This window comes from Aegicerativicinus sediminis (genome assembly GCF_015476115.1).
GTDB lineage: Bacteria > Bacteroidota > Bacteroidia > Flavobacteriales > Flavobacteriaceae > Aegicerativicinus > Aegicerativicinus sediminis.
The window spans coordinates 3232610-3245653 of record NZ_CP064295.1 but is presented as its reverse complement, the minus strand read 5'-3'; the positions used below and the strand labels follow the sequence as shown (position 1 = coordinate 3245653).

At 34.3% G+C, this 13044-nt stretch carries 11 protein-coding genes; 7 read left to right on the top strand and 4 right to left on the bottom strand.

Annotation, left to right across the window (positions count from 1 at the left end; translation table 11 throughout):
• Positions 1–40 precede the first annotated feature (40 nt).
• Together ISU00_RS13910 and ISU00_RS13905 are read left to right on the top strand one after the other, a co-directional pair.
• Complete coding sequence (locus ISU00_RS13910) at positions 41–1780, top strand: APC family permease (protein WP_228851277.1); 1740 nt, start codon at positions 41–43, stop codon at positions 1778–1780.
• A 110-nt stretch (positions 1781–1890) separates the two neighbouring features.
• Entirely contained in the window at positions 1891–2397 is a 507-nt protein-coding gene (locus ISU00_RS13905; protein ID WP_228851276.1) for a DUF3124 domain-containing protein, read from the top strand.
• Positions 2398–2400: 3 nt separating this feature from the next.
• Here the strand turns inward: ISU00_RS13905 and ISU00_RS13900 are convergent, their stop codons facing one another.
• Together ISU00_RS13900 and ISU00_RS13895 are read right to left on the bottom strand one after the other, a co-directional pair.
• Positions 2401–3504 carry an ion channel gene (locus ISU00_RS13900; protein WP_228851275.1) on the bottom strand — a complete coding sequence of 368 codons (1104 nt, stop codon included), beginning with the start codon at positions 3502–3504 and terminating at the stop codon, positions 2401–2403.
• 98 nt (positions 3505–3602) lie between these two features.
• Positions 3603–4874, bottom strand: a complete 1272-nt coding sequence (locus ISU00_RS13895) for a serine hydrolase domain-containing protein (protein WP_228851274.1) — start codon at positions 4872–4874, stop codon at positions 3603–3605.
• Positions 4875–5121: 247 nt separating this feature from the next.
• Between ISU00_RS13895 and ISU00_RS13890 the strand changes: the two genes are divergently transcribed.
• Positions 5122–6462, top strand: coding sequence for a Gfo/Idh/MocA family protein (locus ISU00_RS13890; RefSeq protein WP_228851273.1), 1341 nt, complete (start codon positions 5122–5124; stop codon positions 6460–6462).
• Between the two features lie 45 nt (positions 6463–6507).
• Here the strand turns inward: ISU00_RS13890 and ISU00_RS13885 are convergent, their stop codons facing one another.
• Both ISU00_RS13885 and ISU00_RS13880 read right to left on the bottom strand, forming a co-directional pair.
• Positions 6508–7491 (bottom strand): aldo/keto reductase, encoded by a 984-nt coding sequence (locus ISU00_RS13885; RefSeq protein ID WP_228851272.1) that lies wholly within the window; start codon positions 7489–7491, stop codon positions 6508–6510.
• A gap of 109 nt (positions 7492–7600) precedes the next feature.
• Complete coding sequence (locus ISU00_RS13880; RefSeq protein ID WP_228851271.1) at positions 7601–9040, bottom strand: L-serine ammonia-lyase; 1440 nt, start codon at positions 9038–9040, stop codon at positions 7601–7603.
• A 449-nt stretch (positions 9041–9489) separates the two neighbouring features.
• Here ISU00_RS13880 and ISU00_RS13875 point away from each other — a divergent pair, with 449 nt between their 5' ends.
• From ISU00_RS13875 to ISU00_RS13860, 4 genes are all read left to right on the top strand, one after another.
• Positions 9490–10737 carry a tyrosine-type recombinase/integrase gene (locus ISU00_RS13875; RefSeq protein WP_228851270.1) on the top strand — a complete coding sequence of 416 codons (1248 nt, stop codon included), beginning with the start codon at positions 9490–9492 and terminating at the stop codon, positions 10735–10737.
• Positions 10734–11645, top strand: coding sequence for a hypothetical protein (locus tag ISU00_RS13870; RefSeq protein ID WP_228851269.1), 912 nt, complete (start codon positions 10734–10736; stop codon positions 11643–11645). The genes ISU00_RS13875 and ISU00_RS13870 overlap by 4 nt, the downstream gene beginning before the upstream one ends.
• A gap of 82 nt (positions 11646–11727) precedes the next feature.
• Complete coding sequence (locus ISU00_RS13865; RefSeq protein ID WP_228851268.1) at positions 11728–12009, top strand: helix-turn-helix domain-containing protein; 282 nt, start codon at positions 11728–11730, stop codon at positions 12007–12009.
• Positions 12010–12019: 10 nt separating this feature from the next.
• Complete coding sequence (locus tag ISU00_RS13860; protein ID WP_228851267.1) at positions 12020–13009, top strand: hypothetical protein; 990 nt, start codon at positions 12020–12022, stop codon at positions 13007–13009.
• Positions 13010–13044 lie beyond the last annotated feature (35 nt).

Sequence of the window (13044 nt, the reverse complement as noted above, 5' to 3'; positions counted from 1 at the left end):
TTAATTAGTATTTAGCTAATTTTAATAGACAATCTATTTCATGAAACAAATTAAAAAGAAGCTAAATGAGCTTCAAGCAACTGCAATTTGTGGAAATGACATAAGTTCTTCCTGCCTTTATGTTTCGGCGCTATCAATTGTGTATGCCGGTCAATATGCTTGGATTTCCCTTCTCATGGTAGCTGGCGTATTGTTCCTTTTTCGAAAGATTTATGGTGAGGTGGTTGGGGCCCTCCCATTGAATGGCGGGGCCTATAATGCCCTTTTAAATACAACTAAAAAGTCAACTGCCTCATTAGCGGCCACTTTAACTGTATTATCATATATGGCTACGGCTGTTATTTCAGCCAGTGAGGCCATAAAATATGCCCACAGTGTTTGGCCTGGAATTCCAATAATTCCAGTAACAATTGCCTTATTGATGCTTTTTATGGGATTAGTGATTTTAGGCATCACAGAGTCCTCTAAAGTGGCTATAGCAATTTTTATATTTCATTTAATATCCTTAACCTTATTATGTTCCTTTTGTGTGTTTTATTTATTTGGTCATGGCTTTAAAACCCTAATCTCCAATTTTAATACCCCAGTCGAGGGAGGAATAACTACGGCCCTATTCTTTGGATTTTCGGCTGCTATGCTGGGAATTAGCGGTTTTGAAAGTTCTGCAAACTATGTTGAAGAACAGGCTAAAGGCGTATTTCCAAAAACTTTACAGAATATGTGGATTGTTGTTACCATTTTCAACCCTCTATTGGCTTTTTTAGCCTTAGCGATTTTCCCTATGTCAGCGGTCGAAGGAAATCAGGATGCCCTTTTATCGTTTCTAGGAGGACAGGTAAGTGGAAGTTGGCTGCCTTTGCTAGTCAGTGTTGATGCAACGCTGGTTTTAAGCGGAGCCGTTTTAACCTCATTTGTAGGGGTCGGCGGATTGATGGAACGCATGGCTTTAGATCGAATTTTACCGAAATTCTTAATTAAGAAAAATAACCGGGGTAGCTCCTACTTAATTTTTGTTCTCTTTTTTGTTTTATGCACATCTATTTTATTAGTCACTGAAGGTGAGTTAAACAAACTTGCAGGAGTCTATACAATCGCATTCTTATCCGTGATGGCTTTATTCGGTATTGGCAATATTCTTTTAAAAGTAAACAGAAAAAGCCTGCCAAGACCTGAAAGATCATCTTGGGCAGGCTTAATAATTGCCATTCTAGCTGTAGTGGCTGCGATAGTGGGAAATATTGTATTAAATCCCGATTATTTAGCCATATTCATAGAGTATTTAATCCCAACTCTAGCTATTGTTTATACTATGCTTTATGGCGATTATATACTTAGAGGAATCATACGGAGTTTACATTTTATTTTCCCCAGTCATGGTTTAGTTTTTAAAAAACTTTACCATTACACTCAAGGGATTTTAAATAAAATAAACAGACAAGAGTTTGTTTTCTTTACCAACCATGATAATGCAGTAACCATTAATAAAGCTTTAAAATATATATCAGAAAATGAACCTACTAAAAAGCTCAAGATAGTATCAGTGGTTTCAGGTGATATTAGGGTACCCCCACGACTCATCTCAGACATTGAGGTTCTTAGTCGTGCTTATCCAGATATTAGGGTTGAATTTATAGAAGAGCCAGGCTTATTTGGACCAGAAAAAATTGAAGAACTGTCAAAACGATGGAATATCCCAACCAATTTTATGTTCATAGGATCACCCAGCGAAAAATTCCCCTACCAAATTCAGGAATTAGGGGAAGTAAGATTGATAATATAACTTTTTATTTTTTGATAACGGTATCGGAGTCACCTCCCTTTTTTGTTTATTAGGATAGAAATTTCAAATAAATATTATACATTGAATCATTGATAAATCTTGTTTTTGGAATGCGCCACATCTTATTCATTTATTTGTTTATTTCTTTAATCTCTTGTGAAAAAGAAAAGGAATACAGCTCCATCAATCCGATAAACTGGGAGAAACGAACAGTGCCATATTCCCTGAGTGATTCTTTAGAACAAGGGAGCACTTATCTGTCCATTTATTCTCAAATTTATAGTTTAACTGAGCATCAGACCCATAATCTCACAGCTACCGTAAGCATGAGAAACATCAATAAAAGTGATAGTATTTTTATTACCAAGGCTGAATATTTTCATACCGACGGTACGCCCATTCGTACTTACTTCCAAAAACCCATTTACATCGCCCCGATGGAAGCCGTTGAAATTGTTATCGATGAAATTGATGCTGAAGGTGGAACAGGTGCCAATTTTATTTTCGACTGGAAAAAGGATAAAGATTCTAACGACCCCTATTTTGAAGGTGTCATGATTTCCACTTCAGGTCAACAAGGGCTTTCATTTACAACCCAAGGCATTAAAATTGAATAAAATTTAATACTCCTTCAAATTGTAATTTTCAAGCAGCATTTGCCATTCTCGACCTTCCATTAAGAACAATAGTCTTTCTGACAAATTTTCCTTTAATTCAGGTTTTAACCCCTTCCTCATTCCCATAGAATACAACTGGAGATTAAATCTGATTGGCATAATTTCTAGATCAGCGTACTTGGGATTAGTATAAAGTTGATGGGCAAGCCAGGGTTCGTCGTAGGCGAAATAATCAATTTCCCCTTTATTTAAGGCCTCTAATCCTATTTTTAAATCGGGGTAAGTAGTTAATTTATTAAAGAAATTTCGATTTAGATAGGTAGAGGTTGCCGAGGCTTCCACGGTACCAACTTCTAATTGACGAAAATTTTCTATTTGAAGATTATCATTCGTTAATTTTTTCACCGTAAGGTTTGAAGTAATTGTAGCCGTATATAAACCAATAATTACCAAGGAAAATAACATCCATATAAATGCAATTAGTCTACCTAAACTTGAAATTGGCACTTTATCACCATATCCAACGGTAGTCATTGTAACTGCCGACCACCAAAAACTTGATAGAAGCCCTCTCCATCCTCTTTCAAAATGCAAGTTTTTCTTTTCTACCAACCAAATAACTAAACCAAACGCAAATACCGAGGCTACCATTATCAAGGTTAGAAACAGAATATTCTTATTGAAAAAAATATGCAAAAATTCTACTACAGATTCATAAGAGGTTTCAGTCTGTTTCGCTAAAGTTAAATCGCCTACATAAAACGGAACAGTATAATCAAGGTATTTATGTCGTTCACTTGTAATTGTTAGAGGATTTATGGTAAAATCAATAGCGCCCTTTTCTAAATCGTTTAAAATATCATATAATGGGTGGTCACCTTCATACTTTAATAATTTAAAAGGTTGGTCTATTTCTCCATTAAGTCGTTCCCATAGCCATACACTTACCCCTTCTAACCCTCCATTCTCATTAAAATGCACAAAAGGCGGAGAATCATAGATACCTATTTTTAACGTATCAATAGTTACTGGAACTTCCGCCTCGTTTTGAGCTGCCAGCGGGAAATTGATCAACAGAACACTTATTGCCAAAAAGAATCTGATCATAATAAAAAATTCTGCAGATAAAGATAATTGAATTACGGTTTGGTTACGCACCAAAGAAGTTTTCTCAGGTAAATGGAGAATACAAATTTATCGAGAAATTAACTATTACCTTCCGTCTTTTCAGACAAGATTTTAGTTACAATTTCATATAAATCAGGAATAACGTGAGACACAATCTTAGGTGTAGAATTAAATAGAACACATATGCCTAAATCATCTTCTGGATATATTGCAATCTCGTTGCGATAGTGATTTACGCTGCCTCCGTGATGTATAATTGTTTTTTCTGCCTCAGAATTTTCATCTTTAAATTTGTGTATCCTCCAGCCAAAGGCATAATAAGAAGACACATGTCCTGGCCAACGCTGATAGTACTTGCTTCTACCTTTAACTTGAATAAAAGGTTGAAAAACCTCAGAAAGAGCCTGTTTTGACATTAAATTGGTATTATGCCCTAAAAGGAATCTCATCCATTTGGCCATGTCTAAAGCGCTAGCATTAACTCCACCTGCAGCAACAGCATTAAAATACTTGTCTGTAAGTTTTACAGATCTCCAACCTTTCCCGTAAAGTCTATGAGGATATGCGACATTATCATTTTCCTTCAATGATGTATAATCCGTAGAAGCCGTTAACATTCCCAGTGGCTTAAAAAAGTAATTATCGAGCTCTTCATTAATTGTTTCGCCAGTAGCACATTCCATGACCGTACCACTCAATGCAAATAAGGCATTTTGATAACTATACATTTTACCCGGTTCACTAATAGGTTTAACCGTTTGAAACCTAGGAGCTATATTTTCGAGAGAAAGGCCACTTTCAACAAGATCAGTATAACTATGATATGGCGCACCAGAGGTGTGTGATAAAATATGTGAAAGAGTAATTTTTTCTGAGAATTCTCTATTTGAAAAATTAAATTCGGGGATGTATTCCACTACTTTATCATTCCAATCTATTTTCCCTTCCTCTTTTAACTTTCCTGCCAAAACACCTGCAAAACCTTTGGAGATCGAACCTAATCTGAAAACAGTTTGGCCATTTATGGTTTCTGATTCATTCACCTTTCGTTTTCCGTATCCTGAATCTAACACTATTGAATCCCCTTTAACGATACTAACCCCAGCACCAATAATATCTCCGCTTGCAATGGCTTTCTTAAAATAAGAGTCAATCGCAGTTTGAATTTCTAATTTCTGCCTATTGAAAAGTTCGTCCTTTGCTAACCGTTCTTCAACAACCTCCCCTAAATTGATGGAATTAAATTTCCTCGCCTCATCTGTAAATTCGGCTTTATGGGCACTACTACTGAGGGTAAAAATTGTAATAGCAAGAAATCCAGGCTTTTTTAAGAATTGAAAGCGGTTCATATTCAAAAAAAGGTTTAGTTATAGGTTAACAGTTACAATTATACGACGAAATACACAAAAATCTGTTAAAATACAAAATATTTTTAAAAAATGAAGGTTTAGCCTTACACCTACATCTTCTTCAACAATATATTTTATTGATTTTTAATTATTTATGATTAAAAATTAATTCCCATCAACACCTTCAACACGAATCCATTCGTTTTATTTAACTTTAATTTTCAACTTAACTAAAATAGTCCTTTTCATGTCATCACGCAGAAAATTTATTCAAACTAGTCTCCTAGCGGGAGCAGGGCTTAGCCTGCCCTATGGTTTAACAGCCTCGGAATTAGGATCATACAAAAAAAATGTAAAGCCTTCAGACCAACTTAATTTTGGGGTGATTGGAGCCAATGGTATGGGGTGGGCCAATATGAAAGCACATTTTAAATTGCCTGAGGTAAATTGTATCGGTATAGCTGATGTGGATAAGAATGTGTTAGATAGAAGGTATTTGGAACTAGAAAAAGAAAGACGTAAAAAACCAAAATTATATACAGACTATCGCAAATTATTAGAAAATAAAGACGTTGATGTTATAATTATTGGCACACCAGATCATTGGCATTGTCTTAATATGTGCGATGCTGTTTCTGCAGGGAAACACGTGTATGTTGAAAAACCTATAGCTAATTCCATAGAAGAATGTCAATTAATGGTGAAAGCGCAAGAGCGATATGGGAAAGTTGTGCAAGTTGGTCAATGGCAACGTTCCGGTTCACAATACCATGAGGCGATACAATATGTGAAATCTGGTGAATTAGGAAATATCAGACTTGTAAAATGCTGGGCATACCAAGGTTGGATGAACCCGGTTCCGGTCCTACCAGATCAAAATCCGCCTGAAGGCGTTGATTATGACATGTGGTTAGGACCTGCTCCCAAAAGACCTTTTAATCTTAATAGATTTCACTTTAATTTCAGATGGTTCTGGGATTATGCAGGAGGATTAATGACAGATTGGGGGGTTCACGAAATAGACATTGCTCTACATGCAATGGGTGCTAAGGCACCGAAATCTATCATGGCTTCTGGTGGAAAACTTGCATATCCTGATGATGCATCTGAAACGCCCGATACTTTACAGACGGTTTACGAATATGATGGATTTAATATGTTGTGGGAGCATGCTACTGGAATTAATGGCGGAAACTATGGTACTACTGAAGGTATAGCCTTTATAGGAAACAATGCAACTTTGGTGGTCAATCGTGGCGGATGGTGGGTCATCCCAGAATCGGAAAACAAAGAAGGCAATCGAGTAGATAAAATACCCGCAGTACCCCATACCAAAGGGTCTGGTAGTGCTTTGGAACATCATGCTGCTAATTTTGTAGAAGCAGTAAAAGCTAACGACCCCAGCATTCTTAATTGTGCAATTCAAACTGGAAGCATAGCCGCAATTAATGCTCAAATGGGAAACATTGCCTATAAAACTGGCAAGAAAATTTATTGGGATTCCTTGAATAATAAATTTGATGACGTCGCGGCTAACAAATTAATGAAAGCACAATATCATAATGGCTGGAAATTACCAAACATTTAAATTTATAATGAATTTTGAACGAATTCTAATCAAATTAGAAGCTTATTACCATAATTGGTGCACATGCCTTTTGATGTAATCCCCATAGACCTGGTCAATTTTCGAAAGCTCATCGGAGTTTAAATCTTTTAGTTTTAAAGCCTCGATGTTATCCGTAACCTGTTGGACTTTAGAAGCTCCAGGAATGACAGTAGATATATTCGGATTCTGTAATATCCATTTAATTGCAAGTTGACTTAAGGACACATTAGGAAAAAGTGATTTAAGTTGATCAACGGCTTCTAATCCAACTTCAAAAGGAATTCCAGAAAATGTTTCTCCTTTATCAAAAGCAGCTCCTTCCCTATTAAAATTACGGTGATCGTCTTTACCAAAACTGCTTTCTTTTGAAAATTTTCCGGTTAACAATCCACTAGCTAATGGTACACGGACAATTACCCCAACTCCCTTTTCCTTTGCCATCTTGAAAAATCGTTCATTGGGTCTCTGGCGAAACATGTTAAAGATAATCTGTACTGACTTTACATTCGGAAATTCAATGGCCTTGATTGCTTGCTCCACCTTCTCTACACTAACACCCAAATAACCTATTTTTCCTTGTTTCTTAAGATCATCAAAAAGTTGAAATATTTCAGGTCTGTAATACACATCATTTGGTGGACAATGCAATTGAATTAGGTCAATTTTTTCAAGTCCGAGACGTTTCAGACTTTCATCTACAAACTTTTTAAGACTGTCTATTGTATATTTCTCATTGATATGAGGTTGCAACTGCCTACCACATTTTGTAGCAACATAGATTGTTTCTCTTCTTTGTTTAACAATTTTACCTACAGCTTTTTCACTTTCGCCATCACTGTAGACATCAGCCGTGTCAATAAAATTAATTCCATTATCTATGGCCTCATTCAATATATCATCTGCAACTTTATGACTGAACGGTTCACCCCATTTACCACCAACTTGCCATGTTCCCAAACTAATCTCAGAAATCCGTAAATCAGTATCCCCTAATTGCCTATAATTCATTTTAAAGTTGTTTTTCAATTTTAGCTAACAAGTTATTTAAAATTTTTAATTCTTTTTTTCAAGTCTAGATGAATTGGGTCAGGAAATAGTCAATAAATAATATATTCTTTTAGCACTCAGTAACACTTACCTTAACTGCCAATCCGCCCTCAGAAGTTTCCTTGTATTTTGAATTCATGTCCAAAGCCGTTTCCCACATAGAATCGATTACACCATCTAAAGTCACTTTGGCCTTAGAGGCATCACTTTCCAAGGCAATTTCTGCTGCATTTATGGCCTTAATAGCCCCCATTGCATTTCTTTCAATACACGGAATCTGGACCAAACCTGCAATAGGATCACAAGTCATCCCTAAATGGTGTTCCATTGCTATTTCGGCCGCCATTAAAACTTGGTCTGGAGTAGCTCCCAAAAGTTCAGCTAATGCACCAGCTGCCATAGCCGAGGAAACGCCTATTTCGGCCTGACAACCTCCAAGTGCAGCAGAAATTGTAGCCCCTTTTTTAAACAAACTTCCAATTTCGCCTGCAACCAATAAGAATCTCTTTATTTCTTCAAAACCAGCATTATGATTCTCAATTGTTAGGTAATACATCAAAACGGCTGGCACTGTACCAGCACTACCGTTCGTTGGCGCTGTAACTACCCTACCCAATGACGCGTTCACCTCATTAACACTAATGGCGAAACAGCTAACCCATTTCAATATTTGTCGGAATTTTACCTCTGTATTTCTAATTGCCGGAATCCAATCATGTACACCTTTATAATCAATATCTCCAATTAAACGCTGATGTATTTCAAATGCTCTACGTTTAACCTGTAGCCCACCTGGTAAAATACCTTCAGTATGGCAGCCTATGTACATAGACTCAAGCATTACTTCCCAAATTGCCTTCAATTTATTATCTATTTCTTCCGGTGTTCGAAGAGAATATTCATTTTTAAGCACAATAGATGAAATCGGAAGGTGTTCTTTCCTGCAATATTCCAGAAGTTCATTACCCTTATCAATCGGAAAAGGAAAATGAAGAAACTTCTCTAATTTCTTCTTGGCATTTTTCCGCTCCTTAACAACAACGAATCCCCCACCAATGCTATAATAAGTTGATGTTTTTGTTTTACCGTTTTTAAAATAAGCTTTGAATTTTATTCCGTTCGGGTGGTAAGGAAGGAATTCATGCCTGAAAACTATATCCTTCTCAAAATTAAAATCGATTGGTGTTTTTAAATTAACCAATAAAGTGTTAGTCTTCTGAACATTCATTATTTCTTCATCAATGGATTGAATATCCATGGTTTCCGGATCATGACCCAATAGTCCTAAAACTACTGCAATATCTGTGGCATGACCCTTCCCTGTAAGACTCAGCGAACCATAGAGTTCGACCTTAATCTTATTGACGTCAGCTAATAAATTTGTTTCTTCAAGATGGTTAATCCAGCGCTCGGCTGCACGCCAAGGTCCGAGTGTATGAGAACTGGATGGGCCTATCCCTATCTTAAGCATATCGAAAACACTTATGCTTTCTTTTTTTGCGGTATGCATTTAGACTAGATTAATTAGTGACCGCAAAGATGGGAATGTTGTCCGTAATTTATGCTATTGGAAGTTTAAAATGTTTGTTAATCATTTCTTCTTGAATTACTCTGAACACAATAAAATTTAGGTTATTGGAAAAGGTAATTTTTCTAAACTATCGAAATGAATAAATTATCAATTTATAAACTTGGTTTAGAATAATCACAAATAAAATTTATGGAGTATCGAGAAAAGTAGAATCGATAATTCCTCCATAAAATAAGAAACCCATAACTAATGTTATGGGTCTTTTTGCGGAGGAAGAGGTTATCGAACTTTTTATAACCAAACAATAAACGAAACTATATTTATCCTATAGTTTTCGGTATTTCATCACTATTTTTATAACTAGGTTTAAGTCGAATTTTATATCTAATTATAGAATTACTTACACCTATATTTACACCTTTCGTATTATGAGAAGCACTTTTAATCTGAAGGAGCCAAATAAAAATGGGCTCACTTCAATTAGGCTAGTGGCCTATTTTAAAAATGAAAATAAACGGTTTGTTTATTCAACCGGTGAATCCATTCATCCAAAGGATTGGGACTTTAAATATTTACAGCCTAAACATCTTAATGGAAGAACGAAGCTTGCGAATGAAATGAGATCCATTAAAAGTCAAATCGATAGATATTCAGATTTGTTTTTGGATCTCACTAACCGATATAGAATCGTAAATGAAGAATTGACCATTGCGATTGTGAGAAGAGCGTTTGATAAGGAGTTTAAGCGTGTTAAAACTAAATCTACCACATTCTTTGAGGTTTATGATTCTTTTATAGAAGAAAAACGAAACGATAGAACGTCCGAAGGAAATTCAGAATCTACAATTAAGCGTTATGAATACAATAAGAAGTTGTTAGAGGACTTTGAAGCCAAAACCAATCATAAAATATCGTTTCAAGGTATAAATCAGAGCTTTTATGATAGTTTAATAGAATACTGTATAGATATCAAAAAACACAGCGTAAACACTCTTAGCAGAAATATGGGGCTATTAAAATCGTTTTTGAATTGGTCCCTTGAAAATGGATACACCTTTAAGGATGATTTTAAGAAGTTTAAGAATATCAAAAAGGAAATTACCCAAGAAATTGCCCTAACCCTAGACCAGGTAAAAGAAGTTTACAATCATGATTTCTCTAAAAACAAAAGATGGGAGCGGGTTAGGGATGTTTTTGTCCTAGGTTGTACAACAGGATTAAGATATAGTAATCTGGTGTTGATTTCAAAAAGTGATGTTTACGATGGCCATATTCACTTAAGGGACAAGAAAAATAAAGACAAACTTTTGACCATTCCTCTTAATGATCTCTCCCAATCTATTCTTAAAAAATATAATTATAGAATTCCTAAGATTGCCAACCAGAAATTCAATGAATATATCAAAGAGGTTTTTCAGGAGTTAAAATATAATCAACCGATTAAAAAGTCCTCTCGTATAGGTAATACAATAGTAGAAACCGAATTACCAATGCACGATAGAATTTCTAGTCATACTGCGAGAAGAAGTTTTATTACTATCATGAAAAATCAAAAGATCCCTGATAAGGTTATTATGTCCTTTACAGGACATAAAAGTTTGGAGGTATTTAACAAATACTATAAACCAAACGAGGAAGATAAAAAGGAATTTATGCAATCGGTTTGGAAGTTATGAAAGCCTTAGATCAAATAATAAATATTATTCGAATAAATGAATTATTGATCCAATATCATCTTTTTCCGGAAGGTTCAGGTCCACGTAGGGAGTTGACCATACAAACAATAAACCATCTCAAATCCATAAACAGGAATGATTTAATTATCTATATCCAGAATGTTCATGAATCATTAAAAGGATCTATAAATAGATTAGCAAAAGAAGAAAAAAAGGTATTGGAAAACCAAATTCGTCGCAATAAAACCCTACCGCATTATAAGGTAGATCAGATATTGAAAGAGCAAGTATTCCATAGAGTTGAAATTTCAAACTGTTATTATACCCAAGCAATTAAAAGAATGTATAGGAATATGCGTTTTTCAAAAGAAATCAAATCGGAAGCCTTAGATGAATCTAATTATAAAATTGAAGAAAGCTTAGCCGATACGATCCTTTGTATTTATCCCTATGATGAAAGATTGAAGCAATTAAAGAGAATCGATTTAATAGTAGAGGAATACTTAATATACAAATCTCTTTATGAACAATTGTGTCCTGATTATGCTCCGTATGACTTTAAGGATATTTTAACCGAACCTGATAATTTAAACAAGAAACTTGAATTTCTAGAAAGTAAAAAATTAATTAAAAAAATAGATAATCAATTTCATTGGCAAAAACCCAATAATCCGAAATTAAATAAAAACTCTTCAATACGCCATTTTGTTTTATATCTTATGTTAAAGGATCATTTTATAGACCTAGATGATACCATAGTCGTTAGAGCTATTAGTTCATTTTTTCAAACGAAAATTTCATATTCAAATTTCAATGACTTAAAAGTTGATATCTATAAGAGATTACAGGGAGGAGATTTAACATCTAAGCAAAAATTATATCAGGACCTATTTCTTGGACTTCCTTAGAATTAAAAGTTTAGTGCAGTACTAAGGTTTTAAATATATTCAAAATAAACCACCGTAGTTTCATGGTTTAAAATTTAAGATCATGAAACAATTATTAATTTATGGAATCGATAAGGAGGACCTAGTTTCCCTTTTAGAAGATATTATCCAAACAAACCTTGAAAAGGGATTAAATCAGAAGGCAAAAAAATATTACTCAGTACAAGAACTTTCGAAAATTCTGCAAATTTCGGAGTTAACTATCTATAAGTATATTAAAAAAGGAGACTTAAAAGCTGCCAAGGTTGCTGGAAAATACAGAATTGATCAAGGAACATTGGATTTGATTTTAAAGGAAGAAAAATCTTTAAAATTTAAACGATAAACTTGTCGAAGTGATTGATTATATCCATATGTCAACTGACAAATTCGATTATTTTAGAATTCTCCATGATACTGGATTAAAATTTACCTGGAAAACAAATTCCATAACAGGGGAACCAATACCGAATAAACATGGTACTCTTGTACGAGAAGCCTCATTAAAAAATTTAAAAATTATATTAAAAGAAACTAATAATGGAAAAAAGATTCTAATAATACAAGGATCATTACACAAGTATAAGAATAATGGAAAGCACAATAAAGACGACTTCAATTTTGAACAATTCCTTGATATTATATTAGAGGTAACTAAAAGACTTCAAATTAGGCCGAATGATATAGAAATAAAATCGATCGAAATAGGGTTTAATATTATTTGTCCACTTTTAATTTCATCTATATTGAAAGGTCTTTTATATCATACACCTTCACCTTTTAAATTTATAGCCATAAAGGAATCAGAATACTACCAAGCTTTTCATAAGCAGTACTGTTTGAAAGCTTATCATAAAAACCTTCATGATCCATTCTATTACCCTGTGGATTATCAAATTTTCCGGTTCGAATTAAAGGTTAATAAAATGATTTTTTTATTAAAACATCTTAGAAATCATTCCGTATTAATTTCTCGTCAATTGACATTAAACCAGTTACTAGACAAAAATTTATTTGAAATTCTTGGAAAATTAGTCATAGAAAAATGGAGTGAAATCATAATGTTTGATCCTACAATAGATATTTTAAAATTCTCGCAAAAAGACCAACTGAAATTGGTGAAATTTCAGAATCCCAATTATTGGTATGAAATTGATAAGTATCAACGTAAGGCTAACAAGAAGTTTTTATATAAAACGATTGAAAATAATTCTGAAAGGATTCAAGATCAATTAAGGGCATTAATGAACTTAAAACTAAAGGAATTGACCACAGGCAATAAACCACCTAATAACCACGTCAAAACTCCTGCCAATATTTATAATCAGCTCTCCATTTTCGATTAATTTCTGCTTTTCACCACCAATTAACCCTATACTTA

What these genes read in the sequence shown, in the direction of transcription:
- ISU00_RS13880 (WP_228851271.1), bottom strand. Translation starts at nt 9,040, where the DNA reads ATGCATACCGCAAAAAAAGAAAGCATAAGTGTTTTCGATATGCTTAAG.
- ISU00_RS13875 (WP_228851270.1), top strand. Translation starts at nt 9,490, where the DNA reads ATGAGAAGCACTTTTAATCTGAAGGAGCCAAATAAAAATGGGCTCACT.
- ISU00_RS13885 (WP_228851272.1), bottom strand. Translation starts at nt 7,491, where the DNA reads ATGAATTATAGGCAATTAGGGGATACTGATTTACGGATTTCTGAGATT.
- ISU00_RS13870 (WP_228851269.1), top strand. Translation starts at nt 10,734, where the DNA reads ATGAAAGCCTTAGATCAAATAATAAATATTATTCGAATAAATGAATTA.
- ISU00_RS13910 (WP_228851277.1), top strand. Translation starts at nt 41, where the DNA reads ATGAAACAAATTAAAAAGAAGCTAAATGAGCTTCAAGCAACTGCAATT.
- ISU00_RS13905 (WP_228851276.1), top strand. Translation starts at nt 1,891, where the DNA reads ATGCGCCACATCTTATTCATTTATTTGTTTATTTCTTTAATCTCTTGT.
- ISU00_RS13890 (WP_228851273.1), top strand. Translation starts at nt 5,122, where the DNA reads ATGTCATCACGCAGAAAATTTATTCAAACTAGTCTCCTAGCGGGAGCA.
- ISU00_RS13900 (WP_228851275.1), bottom strand. Translation starts at nt 3,504, where the DNA reads ATGATCAGATTCTTTTTGGCAATAAGTGTTCTGTTGATCAATTTCCCG.
- ISU00_RS13895 (WP_228851274.1), bottom strand. Translation starts at nt 4,874, where the DNA reads ATGAACCGCTTTCAATTCTTAAAAAAGCCTGGATTTCTTGCTATTACA.
- ISU00_RS13865 (WP_228851268.1), top strand. Translation starts at nt 11,728, where the DNA reads ATGAAACAATTATTAATTTATGGAATCGATAAGGAGGACCTAGTTTCC.